Annotated in this window: 19 protein-coding genes and 1 pseudogene; 6 read left to right on the forward strand and 14 right to left on the reverse strand. The window is 71.9% G+C overall.

Annotated elements, in window-relative coordinates; genetic code table 11:
* Positions 1-6 precede the first annotated feature (6 nt).
* Complete coding sequence (locus ACIBI9_RS17280) at positions 7-672, forward strand: response regulator transcription factor (RefSeq protein ID WP_397223077.1); 666 nt, start codon at positions 7-9, stop codon at positions 670-672.
* Positions 669-1,835: an ATP-binding protein gene (locus ACIBI9_RS17285; protein WP_397223078.1), complete on the forward strand. Its 1,167-nt coding sequence runs from the start codon at positions 669-671 to the stop codon at positions 1,833-1,835. The genes ACIBI9_RS17280 and ACIBI9_RS17285 overlap by 4 nt, the downstream gene beginning before the upstream one ends.
* Here ACIBI9_RS17285 and ACIBI9_RS17290 read toward each other — a convergent pair.
* Positions 1,832-3,274, reverse strand: a complete 1,443-nt coding sequence (locus tag ACIBI9_RS17290; protein WP_397223079.1) for a cytochrome bc complex cytochrome b subunit — start codon at positions 3,272-3,274, stop codon at positions 1,832-1,834. The genes ACIBI9_RS17285 and ACIBI9_RS17290 overlap by 4 nt on opposite strands.
* Positions 3,275-3,503: 229 nt before the next feature.
* Between ACIBI9_RS17290 and ppdK the strand changes: the two genes are divergently transcribed.
* Positions 3,504-6,137: a pyruvate, phosphate dikinase gene (ppdK, locus tag ACIBI9_RS17295; RefSeq protein WP_397223080.1), complete on the forward strand. Its 2,634-nt coding sequence runs from the start codon at positions 3,504-3,506 to the stop codon at positions 6,135-6,137.
* A 262-nt stretch (positions 6,138-6,399) separates the two neighbouring features.
* Here the strand turns inward: ppdK and ACIBI9_RS17300 are convergent, their stop codons facing one another.
* The 4 genes from ACIBI9_RS17300 to ACIBI9_RS17315 all read right to left on the reverse strand — a co-directional run bounded on the left by ACIBI9_RS17300 (position 6,400) and on the right by ACIBI9_RS17315 (position 10,629).
* Positions 6,400-6,708, reverse strand: a complete 309-nt coding sequence (locus ACIBI9_RS17300; protein WP_397223081.1) for a helix-turn-helix domain-containing protein — start codon at positions 6,706-6,708, stop codon at positions 6,400-6,402.
* A 202-nt stretch (positions 6,709-6,910) separates the two neighbouring features.
* A complete protein-coding gene (locus ACIBI9_RS17305) occupies positions 6,911-7,252 on the reverse strand; it encodes a hypothetical protein (protein ID WP_397223082.1) in 342 nt (113 codons plus the stop codon).
* Positions 7,253-7,429: 177 nt separating this feature from the next.
* On the reverse strand, positions 7,430-9,907 hold the full coding sequence (locus ACIBI9_RS17310; RefSeq protein ID WP_397223083.1) for an FtsX-like permease family protein: 2,478 nt from the start codon (positions 9,905-9,907) through the stop codon (positions 7,430-7,432).
* Positions 9,901-10,629 (reverse strand): ABC transporter ATP-binding protein, encoded by a 729-nt coding sequence (locus tag ACIBI9_RS17315; protein ID WP_397223084.1) that lies wholly within the window; start codon positions 10,627-10,629, stop codon positions 9,901-9,903. Before ACIBI9_RS17315 ends, ACIBI9_RS17310 begins: the two co-directional genes overlap by 7 nt.
* Before the next feature lie 62 nt (positions 10,630-10,691).
* On the opposite strand from ACIBI9_RS17315, the gene ACIBI9_RS17320 reads away from it, so the two are divergent.
* On the forward strand, positions 10,692-13,388 hold the full coding sequence (locus ACIBI9_RS17320) for an AAA family ATPase (protein ID WP_397223085.1): 2,697 nt from the start codon (positions 10,692-10,694) through the stop codon (positions 13,386-13,388).
* Positions 13,389-13,394: 6 nt separating this feature from the next.
* Here the strand turns inward: ACIBI9_RS17320 and ACIBI9_RS17325 are convergent, their stop codons facing one another.
* From ACIBI9_RS17325 to ACIBI9_RS17365, 9 genes and pseudogenes are all read right to left on the reverse strand, one after another.
* A complete protein-coding gene (locus tag ACIBI9_RS17325) occupies positions 13,395-13,937 on the reverse strand; it encodes an MBL fold metallo-hydrolase (RefSeq protein ID WP_397223086.1) in 543 nt (180 codons plus the stop codon).
* 81 nt (positions 13,938-14,018) lie between these two features.
* Entirely contained in the window at positions 14,019-14,348 is a 330-nt protein-coding gene (locus ACIBI9_RS17330) for a hypothetical protein (protein ID WP_397223087.1), read from the reverse strand.
* Positions 14,349-14,447: 99 nt separating this feature from the next.
* Positions 14,448-14,789 carry an alpha/beta fold hydrolase gene (locus tag ACIBI9_RS17335; protein WP_397223088.1) on the reverse strand — a complete coding sequence of 114 codons (342 nt, stop codon included), beginning with the start codon at positions 14,787-14,789 and terminating at the stop codon, positions 14,448-14,450.
* Positions 14,790-14,843: 54 nt separating this feature from the next.
* Positions 14,844-16,073: an RNA polymerase sigma factor gene (locus tag ACIBI9_RS17340; protein WP_397223089.1), complete on the reverse strand. Its 1,230-nt coding sequence runs from the start codon at positions 16,071-16,073 to the stop codon at positions 14,844-14,846.
* Positions 16,070-16,402 carry a YciI family protein gene (locus ACIBI9_RS17345; protein ID WP_397223090.1) on the reverse strand — a complete coding sequence of 111 codons (333 nt, stop codon included), beginning with the start codon at positions 16,400-16,402 and terminating at the stop codon, positions 16,070-16,072. Before ACIBI9_RS17345 ends, ACIBI9_RS17340 begins: the two co-directional genes overlap by 4 nt.
* Before the next feature lie 37 nt (positions 16,403-16,439).
* The gene (locus ACIBI9_RS17350; protein ID WP_397223091.1) at positions 16,440-17,231 is read right to left on the reverse strand and encodes an arginase family protein; all 792 of its coding nucleotides are present in this window, start codon (positions 17,229-17,231) and stop codon (positions 16,440-16,442) included.
* A 42-nt stretch (positions 17,232-17,273) separates the two neighbouring features.
* The gene (locus ACIBI9_RS17355; protein WP_397223092.1) at positions 17,274-18,047 is read right to left on the reverse strand and encodes an FHA domain-containing protein; all 774 of its coding nucleotides are present in this window, start codon (positions 18,045-18,047) and stop codon (positions 17,274-17,276) included.
* A 79-nt stretch (positions 18,048-18,126) separates the two neighbouring features.
* Entirely contained in the window at positions 18,127-18,930 is an 804-nt protein-coding gene (locus ACIBI9_RS17360; RefSeq protein ID WP_397223320.1) for a hypothetical protein, read from the reverse strand.
* A gap of 274 nt (positions 18,931-19,204) precedes the next feature.
* Positions 19,205-19,525: pseudogene (locus tag ACIBI9_RS17365) on the reverse strand (protein kinase); the annotation flags it as partial.
* On the opposite strand from ACIBI9_RS17365, the gene ACIBI9_RS17370 reads away from it, so the two are divergent.
* Both ACIBI9_RS17370 and ACIBI9_RS17375 read left to right on the forward strand, forming a co-directional pair.
* Entirely contained in the window at positions 19,428-19,748 is a 321-nt protein-coding gene (locus ACIBI9_RS17370; RefSeq protein ID WP_397223321.1) for a hypothetical protein, read from the forward strand. The pseudogene ACIBI9_RS17365 and the gene ACIBI9_RS17370 sit on opposite strands and share 98 nt — an antisense overlap.
* A gap of 291 nt (positions 19,749-20,039) precedes the next feature.
* Positions 20,040-20,897, forward strand: a complete 858-nt coding sequence (locus ACIBI9_RS17375) for a protein-L-isoaspartate O-methyltransferase (RefSeq protein WP_397223093.1) — start codon at positions 20,040-20,042, stop codon at positions 20,895-20,897.
* Positions 20,898-20,907 lie beyond the last annotated feature (10 nt).

Below are 20,907 nucleotides of genomic sequence, written 5' to 3' on the forward strand. Positions count from 1 at the left end.
CGGGGCATGCGACTGCTTGTGGTGGAAGACGAGGAGGACCTGGTCGACGCGTTGCGCGTCGGCCTCGTCCGTGCGGGATACGCGGTGGACGTCGCCTACGACGCGCCTTCCGCGCATGAGAAGTTGCAGGTCAATTCGTACGATCTGGTGCTGCTCGACCTCAACCTGCCCGGTGGGGACGGCTTCCAGCTGTGCCGCAGCGTGCGCGCGGCCGGACAGGGCGTGCGGATCATCATGGTGACCGCCCGCGACCGGCTGGACGACCGGGTGCGCGGGCTCGACGAGGGGGCCGACGACTACCTGGTCAAGCCGTTCGCGTTCCCCGAGCTGCTGGCGCGGGTGCGGGCGCTGCTGCGCAGGGACTCCGGCGCCGGCACGTCGGTGCTGGAGGTGGGCGGGCTGCGGATCGACACCGCCAGGCTGGAGGTGTCGCTGCACGGCAGGTCGCTGGCGCTCACCCCCAAGGAGTACGGGGTGCTGCACTACCTCATGCGCCGCCCCGGGCACGTGGTCTCCTCCGAGGAACTGCTGGAGCACGTCTGGGACGAGCACGCCGACCCGTTCACCAGCACCGTGCGGGTCACGGTCGGCAACCTGCGCCGCAAGCTGCAGGAGGAGGGCCTGATCGAGACCGTGATCAGCCGGGGCTACCGTCTCAAGGAACCGGCGTGATCCACACCATCCGCTTCCGGCTCACGGTCCTGTACTCGGGCCTGCTCTTCGTGCTGGCCGCGCTCGTGCTCGGCGGCACCTACTTCGCCGTGTCCAAGACCACCGACCAGCGCCCGATCACGACGGAGTTCGCCAAGACCTACAGCGGCACCACCTACCTCGGCAAGCGCGAGGTGGTCTTCGTCGAGGAGGTCGAGAACGCGGTCAACGTCAGGACGATGGCCACGCTGCGCGACTACTCGCTGATCACGCTGGCCGGGCTCTACGTCGCCAGCCTGGGCATCGGCTGGGTGCTGGCGGGCCGCGTGCTGCGGCCGGTCAGGTCGATCACGCGTACGACGGAGGAGATCCAGGCCACCGACCTCAAGCGGCGCATCAAGCTGAACGGGCCGCGCGACGAGCTCAAGGACCTGGCCGACACCATCGACACCATGCTGGACCGGCTGGAGGAGGCGTTCAGGGCGCAGCGCCAGCTCATCGACGACGCCTCCCACGAGCTGCGCAGCCCGTTGACGATCATCCGGGCGAACGTGGACGCCGTGCTCGCCGCCCCCGAGGCCAGCGACGAGGAGCGGGTCAGGGCCGTGGCCATCGTCGACCGCGCCACCACCCGCATGACCAGGCTGGTCGAGGACCTGCTGGCCAGCGCCAGGCGGCAGGGCGGCGCGTTCGCCGACGCCGACCTCGACCTGGCCAGGGTGGCGGGCGAGGCGTGCGAGGAGTACGCGACCCCGGCCGCCGCCCGAGACCTGACGATCACCCGGCGCCTGGGATCGGGCCTGGAGGCGACCGGCGACGCCGACGCGCTGCGCCGCGCCGTGGCCAACCTGCTCTCCAACGCCGTACGCCTCTCTCCGCCCGGCGGGACGATCCGGGTCGCGGCCGGCAGGTCGGAGGGCTGGCTGTGGGTGGCGGTCCGCGACGACGGCCCCGGGATCGAGGCGGCCGACCAGGCGCGGGTGTTCGACCGGTTCTGGCGCGGCGAGTCCAGCCGCCGCGACCGCCACACGGGCCTCGGCCTGGCCATCGTCCGCCAGATCGTGGAGTCGCACGGAGGGCGGGTGGCGGTGTTCTCGCGGCTGGGGGAGGGGGCCACGTTCGTGCTCTGGCTGCCGCCGCGGGACGGCGTGCCCGGCGCGCCGCCCGATCACAACCCTCTCTAGCCGGCTCGTCTGCGGCAGACCGCCCGGGCGATCAGGAACGCCAGCACCGGCACCACGAACACGGCCACCCGCAGCCCGACCACGATCATCGTGTAGGTGTCGTGCGGCACCGTGAGCAGCGCGTTCGGGGCCGCGGGCGGCTGCGGGAAGCCGGGCGCGGAGTGCATCGGCGGCGCCGCCTCCGAGACCCACGTGCCCGCCCACAACACGGTGAAGAACGCGATGACCGCGATGCCCAGCGCCGTGCGCACCGGGGCCTGCGAGGGCCGGTCGAGCACGTGGTGGTGGTCGCCGTCGCCGGTGAAGCGCCGCTCGAGGAACGGATAGAGCAGCAGGATCCCGAAGAAGACCGTCAGGATCAGCGGCGGGATCCAGAGCCCGGGCTGCAGGACGTACCCGCCGACCGTGATCTCCCACGGCGGGACGAGCCGCTGCGCGCCGTCCAGCACCCCGAAGTACCAGAACGGCTGCGCCGACGGGACGTAGCCGCCCGCGCTGTACGCGCCGTGCTCCCACACCGGGTTGACCCGGACGAACGTGGCCAGTGCCGCGATGGCCCCCATCGTGAACAGCGCCGTCGCGCCGTTCTTGACCGCGAAGTAGGGAAAGAACGGGCCGCCGGAGACCCGGCCCTCGTTGGCTCGTCCCTCGCTCTCTCGTCGCGAGCTCCTTCGCTCGTGTTCATGGTCGCGACCGCTTCGCTCCTCGTTGGCTCGTTCCTCGCTCTCTCGTCGCGAGCTCCTTCGCTCGGTGTGCTTCTGCCGCCAGGTGAGGATCAGGGCGTGCAGCGGCACCACCGCCATCAGGATCCCCGGCACCAGCAGCACGTGGGTGACGAAGATCCGCGGAAGGACCTGCCCGGGGAACTCGCCGTCGAAGGCGAACGCCGACAGGTACGTGCCCACCAGCGGGATCGACAGCAGCAGCCCCTGCGCCTGCCGCAGCCCCGCCATCGCGAGCTGGTCGCCGGGCAGCGAGACCCCCAGGAACGACTCGAACAGCACCAGCCCGAACAGCACCACCCCGAGCATCCACGTCAGCTCGCGCGGCCGCCGGAACGCCCCGGTGAAGAAGACGCGGCACAGGTGGGCCACGATCGCCAGCACGAACACCGTCGCCGACCAGTGGTGGAGCTGCCGCATCAGCAGCCCGCCCCGCACGTCCAGGCTGATCTCCGCCGCGGACGCGAAGGCCACGTCGGGGTTGGGCTTGTAGAACAGCGTGAGGAACGTGCCGGTCAGCACCAGCAGCGCGAACGAGTAGAGCGCCAGCTCGCCCAGCAGGAACGACCAGTGGCTCGGGAACAGCTTGCGCAGCTGAGGGCGGAGCCAGCGGGCGAAGGGCAGACGATCATCGAGGTAGATCGCCGAATCGATGGCCGCTTTTGCGGATCCGGCGACGATTCGGGCGCGCCGCTTGGGCTTGGTAGGAGTGGCCATGGGGGCCTCCTGGCGGGGGTGTGATCCGATTCTGCACCCGTACGCCACCTTTCTCAAGAATTGGTGTAAACCAATTGGTCTAATCCAATTTTCCGCCTTCTAGAACTATAATTGGATTAGACCTCTCCTAGCGCTTTGACCAGCACAAACGATGACTTATCCGGGGAGTGCAGTTTCATCATCAATTTCGCCGGTAGAGTCCGGGCAGAGGCGTTGATTGGAGCGTGTGGTGGCCAAGTACGTTTACGACTTCACCGAGGGCAACAGGAATCTCAAGGATCTTCTTGGCGGCAAGGGAGCGAACCTTGCCGAAATGACCAACCTCGGGCTCCCCGTTCCCCCCGGATTCACGATCACCACCGACGCCTGCCGTCACTACCTGGCGGCGGGCGTCGTACCGGACGGCCTCGAGCAGGAGGTCGCCGAGCACCTCGACGCGCTCGAGAAGCAGATGGGCAGGCGGCTCGGGCAGGCCGACGACCCGCTGCTGGTGAGCGTGCGCTCCGGGGCGAAGTTCTCCATGCCGGGCATGATGGAGACCGTTCTCAACATCGGGCTCAACGACGAGTCGGTGCACGGCCTGGCCAAGCAGGCGGGCGGCAACGACCGCTTCGCGTGGGACTCCTACCGCCGGCTCATCCAGATGTTCGGCAAGACGGTGCTCGGGATCGACGGCGACCTGTTCGAGCACGCGCTCGACGCGCTGAAGGGCAGGCGCCAGGACACCGACCTCGACGCGGGCGAGCTGCAGGGGCTCGTGGAGACGTTCAAGGGCATCGTCCACGAGCAGACCGGCAAGGACTTCCCCACCGACCCGCGCGAGCAGATGCGCCTGGCCGTCATGGCGGTCTTCGACTCCTGGAACGCTCCCCGGGCCATCCTCTACCGTCGCCAGGAGCGCATCCCCGCCGACCTCGGCACCGCCGTGAACATCGTGGCCATGGTCTTCGGCAACGTCGGCAACGACTCCGGCACCGGCGTCGCCTTCACCCGCGACCCCGGCACCGGCAGGCAGGGCATCTACGGCGACTACCTCCAGAACGCCCAGGGCGAGGACGTGGTGGCCGGCATCCGCAACACGATCCCGCTGGAGGAGCTCGAGCGCATCGACAAGCGCTCGTACGACGAGCTGCTCGGGATCATGGAGACCCTCGAGAACCACTACCGAGACCTGTGCGACATCGAGTTCACGATCGAGCGCGGCAAGCTGTGGATGCTGCAGACGCGGGTCGGCAAGCGCACGGCGGCGGCCGCGTTCTGCATCGCCACCCAGCTCGTGGACCAGGGCCTGATCACGATTGATGAGGCCGTCACCCGGGTCACCGGCGACCAGCTGGCGCAGCTCATGTTCCCCCGCTTCGACGGCGGCGCGGACAAGAAGAAGATCGCCAAGGGCATGAACGCCTCGCCCGGCGCGGCCGTGGGCAAGGCCGTCTTCACCTCCGCGCGGGCTGTGGAGCTGTCGGAGCAGGGCGAGGACGTCATCCTCGTCCGCCGCGAGACCAACCCCGACGACCTGGCCGGCATGATCGCCGCCAAGGGCATCCTGACCAGCCGGGGCGGCAAGACCTCGCACGCCGCCGTGGTGGCCAGGGGCATGGGGAAGACGTGCGTGTGCGGGGCCGAGGAGCTGGAGGTCTCGACGCGCGAAGGCCGCTTCACCGCGCCCGGGGGAGTGGTGGTGTCGGAGGGCGACGTCATCTCGATCGACGGGACGTCCGGGGAGATCTACCTGGGCGAGGTGCCGGTCGTGGACTCGGCCGTGGTCGAGTACTTCGAGGGTGCCGAGCCGGAGGACGAGCTGGTCAAGGCCGTGGACCGGATCATGAGCCACGCGGACTCGGTCCGGCGGCTGGGCGTCCGGGCGAACGCGGACACCCCGGAGGACGCGGCGCGGGCCCGCCGGTTCGGGGGGCAGGGGATCGGGCTGTGCCGGACGGAGCACATGTTCCTGGGCGAGCGCAGGCAGCTCGTGGAGGACCTGGTGCTGGCGTCGACGGACGAGGCCCGCCAGGCGGCCCTGGACGCGCTGGAGCCGCTCCAGAAGGCCGACTTCACCGAGATATTTCGGGCTATGGACGGAAATCCCGTCACAATTCGGTTGATCGACCCGCCGCTCCACGAGTTCCTTCCCGACATCGTGGATCTGTCGGTCAAGGTCGCCACCGACGAGGCCACCGACAAGGACCGCAAGCTCCTGGCGGCGGTGAAGCGCCTCCACGAGCAGAACCCGATGCTCGGCCTCCGCGGCGTCCGCCTCGGCCTCGTGATCCCGGGCCTGTTCGCCATGCAGGTCAGGGCCATCGCCCAGGCGGCCAAGGACGTGCCGGGCGCGCGGCCGGAGATCATGATCCCGCTGGTGGCGGCCGTACAGGAGCTGGAGTCGGTACGCGAGGAGGCGGCGAAGATCCTCGCGCAGACCGGCGTGGAGGCCCTGATCGGCACCATGATCGAAGTCCCCCGGGCAGCCCTGACTGCGGCCCAGATCGCGGAGGCGGCGGAGTTCTTCTCCTTCGGCACCAACGACCTGACCCAGATGACCTGGGGCTTCTCGCGGGACGACGTGGAATCCGCGTTCTTCTCGCGCTACCTCGACCTGGGCATCTTCGGCGTCTCCCCGTTCGAAACCCTGGACCGGGAGGGCGTCGGACGCCTCATCAAGATCGCGGTCGAGGAGGGCCGCTCGACCCGCCCGGACCTCCACCTGGGCATCTGCGGCGAACACGGCGGCGACCCCGACTCCGTCCATTTCTGCCACGACGTGGGCCTCGACTACGTCTCCTGCTCCCCGTTCCGCATCCCGGTAGCCCGCCTGGAAGCAGGCCGCGCCGCCCTGACCGACTCCGACTCCGACACCCGCTAACCCCCGGGGCCGGAAAACCCCCGCTCGCTTCGCTCGCCAGCGCCCGCCCGTTGCGTGGTTACCGGGTGGGCCTGCTGGATCCCGCCCCGAGTGGTCCTCGCTGACGCTCGGGCGTGCTGATGGGGCTCGCGGCTTCGCCCCAAGCCCGGGCGAGGTGGCCTGCCGGCCCCCTCGCGCTCCCCCGGCCGTGGACCACGTTCCAGAAGGCTCAACGCTAGCCGGGTGAATGCGAGCGGCATTCTATGGCTCCGGAAAGACGATGCTAAGCAGCGTGAGCCTCGAACCGGATCGATCCAAGATCATGCCCGGAGGTGAGCCGGACATCGGCGTCCAGGGCCGCGGCCAGGCGGCGTAGCAGCGTGATGGTCGGGGCCGTCCCGCCTTCCTCGATGCACTCGACTTCGTCCTCGGTCATCCTCGCCCGATCGGCCGCCTCCTCCACGCTCAAGCCGAGCGCGACGCGACGATCGTAAAGCGCCTTGCCCAAGGCCAGTGCCTCGCGGATCGCAATGCGTTCAGGATCTTCCGCCTGCTCAGAAGCGTTAACCCAGCGAGTGTGGGAGCCGGACATCACACCTGCCTTTCAAAGGTCTGCCCGCGACCTCATCGACTCCCTTGAAGTCGCTGTCACTGAGCTTGGCGAGCCGCTCCGGCATTTTGGTTACCCATCCTTCCTTGTAAGTTACTAACAGTAACGAGCGTACATATTGCGTGGATGGGCTTCGCGGAATGCCCCGCTTGTCCTCGGGTTGTGGTGGCGGCCAGAGGATGCTTCAGAAGCCGGAAGAGGAGTCTCGACTGAGGGCTGCGTGGGCTCGGGAGGCCTGAGCGGTCCACATGGTGACGTCGGAAGCGATACGGCTCGGGTCGGTGGCGGTCTCAAGACGGTGATACCGACGAAGAGGGTCGCGGTATTCGACCTCGTAGGTGCCGTTCTCGAGGCAGGCGACTGAGGCGAACCAGATGGGGTCGCCTTCGTCGGGTTCGACGATGACGAAGGTGTTGTCGGGCAAGGCGAGCTCAATGATCATCTCGTAGAGTGCGTCCTCGGACGGCTCCACGATGAGTTCGCCGCCCTCGCTTTCCGCCTTCAGCCGGATGTGCTCGCGCCGCACTAGCGGTCACCCTTCCAGGCGTACGCCGGCGGCCCGCGTTCCCGCCACCCGGCAACAGCGGCTCCAGTATCGCCTACTGCGCGGCGGTCAAATCACCCTGACCCACACAAGGCTCATCTCGGAAGTGAAAACCCAGGTGATCCAACAACAGGCCCTGCTCGCCTCTGGACAGTGGATTCACCTGGGGATCGCCACTGCCCGGACACGGCTTGCGGGCAGTACGGCTGCCAGCACCGCGAGCACCGAACAGAGGGCGATCACGCCGATGACCGGTTGCCAGGGCACATCGACCGCCACGGGGCCGGCCAGTTGCAGCAGCGCGGCGTACAGTCCGAGCAGCCCGAGCGCGGTGGCGAGGGCGGCGAGGAGCACGCCGACCGCGACGACCAGCAGCGCCTCGGCCACGACGTATCGCAGGACCTGCGCTCTGGTCGCGCCGAGCAGGCGTAGCGCTCCGTGCTCGCCCGCCCGGTCGGGGGCCGCCATGAGCAGGGTGTTGACCTGCGCGATCACGGTGTAGCTCAGCATGATGCCGAGCACGGCCAGCAGGCCGAGACGGCTGGCCGAGGCGGCGCGGCCGGTGACGGTCCCGGCCCAGCTGGCCTTGGTCATGGAACGGGCATTGTGCCCCTCGACGGCCTGCTCCAGCGCCTGCTCGGCCTTGGCGGTGGAGGCGCCGGGGCGCAGCTTCACGTAGGCGAGCGAGGGCAGGGCGGACAACGCGTGAGCGGGGGTGACGTACGCGTCCGCGGCGGAGTCGGCGCCGAGCAGGGCGACGACCGTCAGGGACACCTGGCTGCCGTCGGCCCGCCACAGCCGTACCCGCCGGCCCAGGCTCACCTCCCAGGTGGGAGAGACCGCGATCGTGTCGTCGCGCAGCTCCGTGAGCGATCCGGCGGTCACGGGCACCGACAGGGCGGTTGGGATCGTGGCCGGGTTCACGGCTTCGGCGGGCCGCTGGATGAGCTGGGTCCCGGCGCCTTCGAGCGTGTAGAGGCTGGTCGGGGTCACGGTGGTGACGTCGGCACCGGGGACGGCGCGCAGGCGTTCGGTGAGTTGCCGGTCCAGGCCGGCCGTGCCGGACGGCAGCACCAGGTAGTCGGCGCGTACGGGGTCGATCCGCATCGCGGCCTTGGTGGCGTCGGTCATCGCCGCGGCGCCGAGCAGGGTGGCGGCGAGCGCGACGGTCATCAGGACCGGCGCGGCCGTGGCGGCGGTACGCCTCGTGGAGGCGACGGCGCCGGCGGGGACCACGAGAGCGCCCGCGCCGCGCAGCCGTCCGAGCGGGGCGGCGAGCAGGTTCGCGAGCGGGCGGACGAAGATCGGGGCGAGCAGCCCGGCGGCGGCGATGAGCAGCATGACGATGGGCATGAAGGTCTTGTTGTTGGTCGCGCCCGACGGGTCGCTGACGGCGTTGACGGCCATGCTGATGACGGCGGTGGCGAGCAGGCCGCCGCCGGCGATCCAGCGTCCGGGCGTCATGGCCCGCGGTTCCACCGCCGCCTGGCGCAGCGCCTCCGCGGGCCGCACCCGGCCCGCTCGCCAGGCGGCCACGATCACGCCGAGCACGGCGACCAGCACTCCCGTGCCGAAGGCCACGTACGAAGGCACCGGCGAGGTGGAGGGCACCAGCCAGGCGGGCGCCATGCCAAGCGAGCTCAGCAGGTCCAGGATCGGCCGGGTGGCGAGGGGGCCGGTCAGCGCGCCTAGCGCGGAGGCGGCGATCGCGATCAGGAGTGCCTCGACGTACACCATGCTCCTGACCTGGCCGGTGGTCGCGCCGACGGTGCGGAGCAGGGCGAACTCGCGCTGCCGCTGCCCGACCGCGAAGGCGAAGGTGGAGGAGACCACGAACACGGCGATGAACCCGGCGAAACCCGCGGCGATGCCGGCGATCGTGTTGGCGTTGTTGCGGGCCTGCTCGTCGGTCTCGCGGGACGGGTCGAGCAGCGCCCGCTCCTGGCCGGTCAGCACCTTGACCTGGGTCGAGATCATGGGGGTCCCGCCCTGACGCGGTGCCGTCCCGGACGCGATGGCCTGGCCCAGGGCGGCGCGGACCTCGGCGGCGGGGCGCCACACGGCCAGCGCGTCAATTCGCGGTGACAGCCGGGCGGCCCGCTCGTCGGTGAAGAACACGGTCGGCTGCGGCCCCGCCGACGCGAGCCCCACCACCCGGTACGGCCGGCTCCCCGCCGCGGTCACCACCTGGACCCGCCGGCCCACCTGGGCACCGGCGGTGACGACGATCTCGTCGTCCGCGGCGGGCGCCCGTCCCGACGACAGCCGCTGCGGCGCCGTACGGGCGGCTGACCAGGGACGGCCGACGGCGGGCGGCCCACCGGCGAGCTGCGCCGCGAAGATCCGATCCACCACGGCCCCGGGGATGCGCCCGGCCAGCTCGGGAGCCAGCCCGCGCGGTTCGGCCAGCGGCGCGCCGCTCTCGCCGAACGGGCTCCGCACGGTGAGCCGCTCGTCGGGCACCACCACGACGGGCGCGGCGGCGTACCGCTGGGACCCCCGGTCGGGCGAGGAGATGCTGGAGGCCAGCACCTGGCCGAGCGCGGCCATGAGGGCCGCGCCGAACGCCAGGGCGACGAACGTGCCGGCGAAGGACGACCACCGCACGCGCAGCGTGGACCAGGCGATCCTCAGCACGACGCCTCCAGCTGCAGCATCCGGGTCGCGATCTGCTCGGCGCCCGGGTCATGGAGCTCCCCGTAGACTCGGCCGTCGGCCAGGAACACCACGCGGTCGGCGTGGGCGGCGGCCACCGGGTCGTGGGTGACCATGATGATGGTCTGTGCCTGCCGGTCGACCAGTTCGCGTAGCAGACGGAGCACCTCGCGGCTGGTGTTGGCGTCCAGGGCGCCGGTGGGCTCGTCGGCGAACAGCACCGCCGGCCGGGTGACCAGGGCGCGGGCGATGGCGACGCGCTGCTGCTGGCCGCCGGACATCTCGGCGGGCCGGTGGTCGACGCGCCCGGCCAGGCCCACGGCGGTCAGGCTCTGGCGCACCTGCTGGGAGTCGGGCCGGCGGCCGGCCAGGCGCAGCGGGAGGGCGACGTTCTGGGCGGCGGTGAGCGACGGCAGCAGGTTGAAGGACTGGAAGACGAACCCGATCCGGTCGCGCCGCAGCAGCGTCAGCTTCCTGTCGCTGAGCGTCGCCAGGTCCCGGCCGTCCACGGTCACCCGCCCCGAACTCGGCCGGTCGAGCCCCGCGGCGCACTGCAGCAACGTCGACTTGCCCGATCCCGACGGTCCCATCACGGCGGTGAACGTGCCGGCGGCGAAGCCGATCGACACGTCGTCGAGCGCCGTGACGCCGTGTGCGTAGTGTTTGGTGACCGAGCTCAGGTCGACCGCTTGCATGGAATTCATGACGGCGACGCTATGAATGCCGACACCTGGGCGGTACCGGATGAATGACTAGGATTCGTCCCATGCTTCGGGGGCGGGAGTCTGAACAGCAGGCCATTGACGGGCTGCTCGACCAGGCCCGCGCCGGGCGCTCCGGCGTGCTGGTGCTCGGAGGCGAGCCGGGGATCGGCAAGACCGCCCTCCTCGCCCACGCCGGGGAACGCGCCCGGGACATGCGGGTGCTGCGCGGCCTGGGTGTCGAGACCGAGGCCGACATCCCGTACGCCTCGCTCCACCTGCTCCTGCGCGGCGCGCTCGGCCACCTCGAGGCGCTGCCCGAGCCCCAGGCGGCGGCGCTGGCGGGCGCCCTGGGCCTGGCGCCCGCGCGGGCCGACGACCGGTTCCATGTCGGCGTGGCCGTGCTGTCGCTGCTGGCGGAGCTGGCCGAGGACCGGCCGCTGCTGTGCCTGGTCGACGACGCGCACTGGCTCGATCAGGCTTCGGCCGGCGTGTTGCGCTTCGCCGCGCACCGGCTGCACGCGGAGGGCGTCGTGATGCTGTTCGGCGCGCGCGACGGCTTCGACCCCGGGGGCCTGCCCGAACGGCGGCTCAGCGGCCTGGATGACCGCAGCGCCGCGCAGGTGCTCGCCGACGCCGCGCCCGGCCTCACCGGTTCAACCCGCCTGAAGATCCTCAAGGAGAGCGCGGGCAACCCGCTCGCCCTGCTCGAACTGCCGCGCACCGCCGACCTGCCGTTCTACGACCACAGCCCGCTGCCACTGCCGGAACGCCTGCGGCTGGCCTATGCCGCCCGCGTCGGCCGCCTGCCCCAAGCCGCCCGGACCGCGCTCCTGGTCACCGCGCTGGCGGACGACGGCGATCTGAACGTGATCACGAAAGCCTGCGCCGCGCTCGGCATCGAACCCGCCGCCCTGGGCGCGGCCGAACGCGCGGAGCTGATCACGATCGCCGGCAGGCAGGTTCGCTTCGCGCATCCGCTCATGCGCGCGGCGGTCTTCCAGCTCAGCACGTACGATCTGCGCCTGGCGGTGCACCGGACCCTGGCCGATCTGCTGGCCGATCGGCCCGACCGGCGGGCCTGGCACCTGGCCGCCGCCGCGACGGGCCCCGACGAGACCGCCGCGCGAGCGCTGGAGGACATGGCCCGCCGAGCCGGGGACCGCGGCGCGAGCGTCAGCGCCTGCACCGCGTTCGAGCGGGCGGCCGAGCTGAGCCAGGACGAGGAGCTCAAGGGGCGGCGGCTGCTCTCGGCCGCCGTGCACGCCACCGAGGCGGGCCAGTCGCAGCGGGCCCAGCGGCTCGTCGAGGTCGCCACCGCACTCGTGTCCGCCACTTCGGCCCGCACCACGCTCCCCAAGCTGCGGGCCAGGATCGCCCTCGACCAGGGCACCCCGCACCTGGCCCACGACCTGCTGCTCAAGGGCGCCGCGGACGTGGCCGGCGACGACCGCGCCGCCGCGGGCCTGATGCTGGTCGAGGCGGCCCGCAACGCCAACCGGTTCGGCGACGCCGGCAGGCTCGTCGAGGCCGCCGACCGGCTGCGGGAGCTGGACCTGCGCCCGGAGGACGACCTCGACCTCGCCAGGCAGGCCGCCCTGGGAACGGCGCTGCTGCTGACAGAAGGCCCCGGCGCCGCTCTGCCGATCATGCGCGAGCTGGTGTCCAAGGGCAGCCGGATCATCCCGGAAATGCACTCACGCCGGATCAACGCCTCCTACTTCGCCCTCCAGACCGGTGACTTCCAGGCCGCGTGGGAGATCGCCCGCGCCGCCGCCGACGAATGCCGCGCCAACGGTGAGCTCGGCAAGCTGGCCGTCCTCCACATCACGCTCGCCACCAGCGAGATCTTCCTCGGCAGGTTCACCGACGCGACGGCCACCGCGACCGAGGGCCTGCACCTGACCGCTGAGACCGGCCGGCCGAGCCGAGCCGGCTGCATGCGGGGCATGCTCGCCTGGATCGCCGCCGCCCGGGGCGACGTGGACCGGTGCGCCGAGCTGGCCGCCGCCGCGCACGCGCACTACGACGCCAACGGCATCGTGAACGCACTGGCCTGGGCCCAGTGGGCGCAGGCCCTGCTCGACCTGGGCCGGGGCCGCCACGCCGAGGCGCTGGACCGGCTGGAGACGGTCGTGGCCGGCCCGGCGCGCCACCAGTTCCAGACCGTTCACTTCGCCCCCGACCAGATCGAGGCCGCGGCCCGGCTCGGTCTGCCCGCCGACCGGCCGCTGCGCCGCTACGAAGCCTGGGCGGAGGCGTCCGGCCAGACCTGGGCGCAGGCCGTACTGCACCGCTGCCGTGCCCTGCTCGAACCCGACGGCGAACGAGCGCACGACCATTTCCGCACCGCCGTACGGCTGCACGCCGGCGGTGGCCACACCTGGGAGTCGGCGCGCACCGCGCTGGTCTACGGCGAGCGACTGCGCAGGGACCGGCACAAGATCGCGGCCCGCGCCCAGCTGCGCGCCGCGCTCGAGACCTTCCGGCGACTGGGCGCGCGGCCCTGGGAAGAACGCGCCGGCAACGAACTGCGTGCCGCCGGCGACACCGGTCTCGTCGCCGCCGGGGCCGATGCGCTGTCGGCGCTCTCCCCACAGGAGCTGCAGATCGTCCGCCTGGCCGCGGCCGGCCGTACCAACAAGGAGATCGGCGCCCAGCTCTTCCTCAGCCCCAAGACCGTCAGCTACCACCTGTACCGGGCCTTTCCCAAGCTCAACGTGACCAGCCGGGCCCAGCTCGCCGGGCTCGACCTGGCGTGAGCGGCTCTAGAGGGTGATGTCCTCGCCCTGCTTGAGGGCGGCGACCTCGTAGGACTCGCCGGAGGTCGCGTCCAGGAACCGGGAGAGCTCGTCGGGCTGCGTGGTGTAGAAGCCGTCGATGTGGAACCCGTCGTAGTGGATCGGCACCACGACCCTCGCTCCCAGCAAGCGCGCGGCGACGGCCGCGTGCTCGGCGTCGAGCGAGGCCGGATAGGGGCTCGGGGACTGGCAGTGGGGGAAGCACACGGTGGGCCCGTTGATGGGGGTGAGCACCGCGTCGAACGGCCCGAACCGGTGGGCGGCGCGCCACCAGTAGCCGTGGAACATGCTGTCGCCCAGGTGCAGCACGCGCTTGCCGCCGGCTTCGACAGCCCAGGACACCTGCGGATCGCCCAGAGTGTCGACGGCCGGCACGGCCGCGATCGTGAAGGGGCCGATCGTGACGGACTCCCACAGATCCGTCGGGTGGCGGGACAGGTTCCGTTCGTCGAGCTCGCGGTCGGCCTTGAGCGTCCACAGGTTCTCGTGGTCGTCGCCGCCGAAGGACACGGGATGCAGCACCCGGCCGTCGGGGCGGAGCGCTTCGGCGACGCCACCGCGGCGGCACGCGCCCGGCGTCTCATGCTGGCTCTAGTCGAGGAAGGGCATGAGATGCGGGAGGAGAGCGTCCCATGAGACGTTGTGGTCCTGGCCTTGGAGGACCACGTGCCGGCAGTACGGCAACGCGTCCGCGACGGCCTGTGCGGCGGCCGGAGCCCATGGGCCGGTCTCGGAGCCGGTCAGAACCAGGGTGGGGATCTTGACGTTCGCCAGGTCTGACGGGACGCGGTTGTCGCCCATGACGGCGGCGTCGTAGGCGAGCGTCGGGGCGATCGCCTCCATCGACGCCCACATGGGCGCCTGGCGCATCTGGCCGATCATGGCGGGTGGCAGGCCGACCGAGCGCATGAAGAGCGCCATGGCGTCCCCGCGACGGCCTTCTGCCAGGCAGGCTGTCAGCTCCTTGGCGTACGCCTCGGCGCGCCCGGGTGCGTCGGCGTCGAGCTGGAACGGTGGCTCCTACAGGGCCAGTCGGGTGATGGGCAGGCCGGCGGCCGCCGCGCGCAGCGCCAGCACCGCGCCCGAGGAGTTGCCGAACACGGCCGCGGAGCCCCCCGCCTCCTCGATCACCGCGCCGAGATCCTCGATCTCGCGCTCCACCGCGTAGGGCAGGATGTCGCCGCTGTCGCCGCGCCCCCGCCGGTCGTAGTTGACGACCGTGTGGCCGGCCGCCAGCAGCCCGGCCAGCGCCGCGTGGATGCCCCGGGCGCAGGACGCGCCGCTCACCAGGACGACCGGGCTGCCCGAGCCCGTCCGGTCGAAGGCGATCGCGGTGCCGTCGGCGGAACGTGTCGTGTGCATGGTCTCAGCCCTTCTCATTGCTCCGTTCTCGCCCCACCCACGAACGGCCGGCCGTCAGACGGACAGCCCGTCCGGAGAAATTTGCCGAAGGCGCCGGGCGAGGTAGCGGCGCTCGGGCTCGGTCGGGGCCAGGGCCAGGGCTTGCCGGTAGGCGACGGCCGCCTCGGGCAGGCGTCCCTGGCGGCGCAGGAGATCGGCCCGGGCGGCGGGCAGCAGGTGATAGCCGCGCAGGTCGTACGAGAGCGCGTCCAGGAGGGCCAGCCCCCGCGCCGGATCGCACATGCCCACGGCGATGGCCCGGTTGAGGCGGACGATCGGGGACGGCATGAGCCCTTCGAGCCGGCCGTACAGGGCCGCGATCTCGATCCAGGGCGTCTCCTCGAAGGAGGGCACGCTCGCGTGGCAGGCCGCGATCGCCGCCTGGATCTGGTACGGCCCCGCCAGTCCCTGCCGTAGTGCCCCGTCGAGCAGGGCCACCCCGTCCTGGATCCGGTCGCGTTGCCACAGGGAACGGTCCTGCTCCTCGAACGGTACCAGCTCTCCCGTTTCGAGCCGGGCGGAGCGCCGGGCGTCATGGAGCACCATCAGCGCCAGCAGGCCGGTGGCCTCCGGCTCGCCGGGCATCAGCCGGACGAGCAGCCGGCCCAGCCGGATCGCCTCGTCCGAGAGCCCCCGGCGGATCAGCTCCGCGCCGCCGCTGGCCGCGTACCCCTCGTTGAACAGCAGGTAGAGGACGCCCAGCACGGCATTGAGCCGGTCGGGCAGCAGTTCGGGAGGCGGCACCCGGAAGGGGATCCCCGCCTTGCGGATCTTGTCCTTGGCCCGGGTGAGCCGCCTGGCCATCGTGTCCTCGGAGACCAGGAAGGCCCTGGCGATCTCGGCCGTGCTCAGCCCCGCCAGCGTCCGCAGCGTCAGCGCGACCCTGGCCTCGAACGCGAGCGCGGGGTGGCAGCAGGTGAACATGAGCCGCAGCCGGTCATCCTCGGGCTCCTCGTCCGGATCGGCCGCGGGCGGGACGGGGCGGGCGGCCAGCTCCTGCAGCTTGGCGGCGCCCACGGCGGCGCGGCGGAGCCGGTCGATCGCCTTGTTGCGAGCGGTCGTGGTGAGCCAGGCACCCGGCTTCGGCGGGACCCCGTCCGCCGGCCACCGCTGGAGCGCCTGCGCGAAGGCGTCCTGCGCGCATTCCTCCGCCAGGTCCCAGTCGCCGGTCATCCGGATGAGCGTCGCGATGATCTGACCCCATTCCTCCCGGAACAGGCCCTCGATCGTCGCCTGGACGGTCAAGGCTGTACGGCTCGCAGCTCGATCGTGCCGTGGCGGGCCACGGGATGCGTACGGGCGGCCTCGACGGCCTCCTCGCGTGAGGCGCACTCGATCAGGCTGAACCCGGCCACGACCTCTTTGGACTCGACGAAGGGGCCGTCGGTGAGGAGGACCTCGCCGCCGCGCACCCGGACCGTCGTGGCGTCCGCCGGAGGCTCCAGCCCACCGCTCTGGATCAGCTTGTCGCCCCTGGCCGCGCCCCAGGCCTTGCAGTCGGCCAGGAACTCGGGGTCGGCCAGCATCTCCTCGTAGGCCTTGCTGTCTCCACATATCAGCAGCAAGTACTTCACCCGACCGATCCTATTCGAGCGGGTCGGCCAGGAATCGTCAGCGTGTCAGGGCGGTGCTCAGGCGGCGGATCACCTCGGCCTCGGCGGGGTCGACGTCGTCGCCGGGTGGCGCGTGTTCGGTGATGGCCGCTCCGATGATGTCGTCCACCTGGGAGACGAGGTCGATCAGCCGCTGCGGCCGCACGCCGTTCGGCTCCGGGTAGCAGGTCGAGCCGAAGGCGGTGGGCTCCAGGACGTCGAGGTCGACGTGTACGTACACGGGGCCGCGCAGATCGTCGAGCACGCGCTTCAGGTCGTCGACGCCGTACCTGCGCAGGCCGGTCTTCGCGAGGTACTCGTGCTCGGACACGTCGCCCGCCCGCTCTCCGGCGATGACCACCTGGTGCGGCCGCAGCGGCTGTTCCGGCGTGAGGCCGGTCGGGCCGTCGCCGAGCAGCGCGCGCACCACCATCCCGTGGAAGGCGCCGGACGGCAGGGTCTGCGGGCTGTAGACGTCCGGGTGCGCATCGATCCACAGCACCGTCAGGGCGTCCCCGTAGCGGGCGTGGGCGGCGGCGATCGGCGGGATGTCGACCGCGCAGTCGCCGCCGACGGTGATCACCCGGTCGTCGATGCCGGCCAGTGCCTCGCGCGTCCGCCGCTGGTTCTCGACGAGCACGTCGTACGCGCGAACCCCGGCGGCCTTGTCGCCGCCGGTCTCGAGCACCGGCACGGTCACCACCGTGTCGGCCGGAACGAGCGCGGCGGCGCGATGGGCGCCGGCCGTCAGCCGGGGCGCGCTGCCGGACGCCGAGCCTTGCCATTGCGGTACGCAGAGGACAGTCGTCATGCGGCGACGATACGAGGCGTCAGCACCAAAGTGCTAGATCGTTCATTGAGGAGGGTCGGTCTCCAGGAGGTCCAGGTCCGGGGGGACGAGGGTGGTCGACTCCACCAGGCCCCTGAGGAGGTTGTGCAGGAGGTTGTTGTCGTACGGGCGGCCTTCCGACCGGTCGTGGCGCAGCGGGTACGGGAAGCCGGCGGCGTGCAGACGGTGCCGGACGGCCTCGATCCGGTCCTCGATGATGCCCGCCCGCCACTTCTCCCCGGGCCGCAGGTAGGCCAGCCGGGCCTCGGCCTGGTTGTACGTCAACGGGCGCGGAGCCTCCTCGTACAGCAGATAGCGCTCGCCCAGCACCACCAGGAGCAGGCGCTCCGCCTCGCTGAGGCCCCAGATCTTCGGCGGGTTGGTCGCGGCCGCGTGGAGGTCGGTCTGGGTGTCGCCGCAGGAGCCCGTGACGTAGAGCTCCACCAGGTGCTGGCGGTAGCCGGAGCCCCTGATGAACAGCGGGGTGTAGCCCGGCGCCAGCGGGATGGGGTCGGTGGACCTGTGCATCAGCTGGCCGCGCGGCAGGCGGACGAGCTGCTGGCCCAGGTTGCGGAGCCACCACCGGCTGTCCTCGTACGTCACCTCGGCGTGCAGGCGGCTCACCGACTGGTCGTCCGCGCCCACCCGCAGATCGACGTTCGGGCGTTGGTCCCGGCCGAACCGGACGTGGCGGCCCGGACGCGGCGCGACCCTGATGCCGCCCATGATGGTGCGGGCGTGCAGGGTGCCCGGGACGGCCGGGTCCACGCCGTGGGCGAGGCTGTGGGGAGCGCTCATCTGTTCGCCTCCTCGGTGCTTGTCGGACGCAGCCATATGGTGCCCCAACCTCTCCGGGACCCTCCCCGGGAGCGTGACCTCAGGTGCCGCGCAGCACGGCGGTGGCCGAGCGGGCGAGCGCGGTGGCCATCCCGCACAGCCGGTCCATGGGGCGCGAACCGCCGACCACGAGGCGTACCTTCTCGACCGCCGTCCGGCCGTCCTGATCGGTGTACGAGCGGAACACCACCTCGAGCTCGCACGTCCGGTCCTCCCGGTCCGGCCGGACGAAGGCGCGGTAGCCGTTGATCCGGGTCGCCGTCCCGTCCTCGGCGGTGGGCGGCTGGTCGCGGTCGAAGTCCAGGTCCACCCAGGTGTCACTGGTGGTGCTGTCCCACTCGCAGTCCCAGCCGCCGAACCCGACGTCCGGGTCGGCGGCGTCGATGCCCGGGACGGCCTCCAGGGCCCTGCCGGACAGCAGCGCGCAGGCGTCCCGCTGCGCCAGCGACGTGGCCGGGAGCGGCGGGGCACGGCGCTTGAGCGGGCCCCGGCCGAGCGCCTGCGCCGCGACGGTGGCGGCGTCGTCGGCCATCTCGCAGAGCTCGGCCTTGCCCTCATCGTCCTCCCACCGCGCCCGGACTTTCACGATGACGTCGTCCACGCCGGGCAGCACGAGCGTCCGCGAGCACTCGCCGCTCTCGGCGGGGTCGTCGGCCACCGTGATCCCGGCCACGGTCCGCGCCGTCCCGAGCTGCTCGGGAGGCGCGTCGTGGTTGAGGTCGACCATGACGTCCACGACTCCGCCGCCCGGCGGGGACACTCTGACGTCGCACCGGTCGAAGTTCCCGTAATCGCGGTCGAGTTCGGTCCTGCCGAACCGGCCGAGCGCGGTGGCGTCGGTCATGGCGCAGGGGTGGGCGGTGCGGGGGTCGCCGAGCACGAGGTCCGCCGTCGGCGCGGGGGCGGCGGGGGGTCGAGGCTCTGGGCGGCGGTGTGCCGCGCTCTCCGAGGACGGACACGGCGGTGATCAGCAGCGCCGCGGCGGCCACTACGGCCGCGAGGAGCGGCAACCGTCGCCATGAAGGGGGCGGCAGGGGTGTTCCGGCGATCTCGGCCAGCCGTTTCCGCACCTCCTCGACCCCTGGCCGCTCCCGGAGGTCCAGCCGCAGCATCTCCCGGAGCAGCCCCTCCAGCGGCCCCACGTCCGCCGTCAGCGAGACGTCCGAATGCGCGGCCCGCCACGCCACGACGTCGGCGTCCGACTCCGCCTCGCCGGCTCCCCGGCGCGGCGGAGGCCCGGTGACCAGCGCGTAGAGGGTGGCCCCGAGGGAGAACACGTCGGACCCGGGGCCGGGCTGCCCCCTGATGACCTCGGGGGCGGCGTAGGCGACGGTGTAGCTGATGGCGCCGTTCGACGTGATCGTGTCGCGGCCCCCGACCCGGTACGCGGCGCCGAAGTCGGCCAGCTTCACGACGCCGTCGCCGGGCACGTGCTCCATCACGAGCCAGAACGTGCCCGTCTCCGGATCGTCCACCGTGTCGTGCAGCGTGACCACGTGCCGGTGGTTGAACGCGGCGAGGGCGCGCGCCTCGGCGCGTAACCGGCTGGAGCCGGGGCTGTCGGCCAGCAGGCGTTTGACCACGACCTCCCGGTTGAGGCCCAGGTCCAGAGCCAGCCAGACCTCGGTCGCGCCGCCGCCCAGGCAGGTGACCAGCCGGTAACGCCCGCCGATCGCCGAGCTCCCGGGCACCCCGATTCCCCCTCTACCGGTGTTTGGCGCGATGGTTCCGAATTTACTGGGTGATCGGAGAGATACGCAGCGTTTTGCTGGTGCTTTTGACGGCATTCCTTCACTCGGCGCGAGACCCGGGTGTCAGCGCGCCCACTTCGCGGAAAAACCTTGCCCCATCCGGATCGTAGTCGTACCGTCACGGATAGCGTTTCCCGAGGTGTGGAGGTGGAGCTGTGGGGAGGCACGAATGCGGGCATCCTTTCGCGAACGGGGAGGTGTGATGTTCACGCACATCGCGTGGCGGCTCGACGCGATGATCGCGGCGATCACCGACCACCGCCCGCCCCTCGCCCGCCCGATCGAGCAGGCGCTGCGGGCGGTCCCGCGCCACTGGTTCGTGCCGCCGGTGGGTGAGTCGATCGAACACGACGGGCGTGGCGCGCCGATCGACCGGGACGCCGACCCGCCGGCCTGGTGGGACGCCGTTTACGCCGGGCGCCCGATCGCCGCCGCCGACGGGTGCTCGTGTCCCGCGCCCAGCGCGGTCGCCGACCTGCTGGAGCTGCTCGGGCCGGCGCCGGGCCAGAGGGTGCTGGAGGTGGGCACGCGTACGGGATGGACCGCCGCCCTGCTGTGCCGGCTGGTCGGGCAGTCGGGGAGCGTGACCTCCGTCGAGGCGGACCCCCCCGTGGCCGAGCAGGCCGCCAAGAACCTGGCCGCCGCCGGCGCCCTCCCGCACCTGGTCGTGGGCGACGGCACGGCGGGCTGGGCCGAGCGGGCGCCGTACGACGGGGTGCACGCGACGTACGCGGTGCGCACCGTGCCGTACGCCTGGATCGCGCAGACCAGGCCGGGCGGGGTGGTGGTCATGCCGTACGGCGACGGGCACGCCCTGCGGCTCGTGGTCGGCCCCGACGGCACGGCCGGCGGCCGGTTCTCCCCGCTCACGACCATGACGTGGACGCGGCGCGACACGCCGCCGGGCGCCGTCCTGGCCGAAGACGTCCTCGACGATTCGGGTGACGCCCGCCGGACGTGGGCGGGCTGGGGCGAGCCGGAGCGGGAGCGGTTCGGCGTGACGATCACGCCTGACGGGCAGCGGGTCTGGCTGGACAGCCCCGAGCGAGTGATCGGCTGACCCGCTGAAA

The sequence above is a fragment of the Nonomuraea sp. NPDC050451 genome, assembly GCF_044458585.1.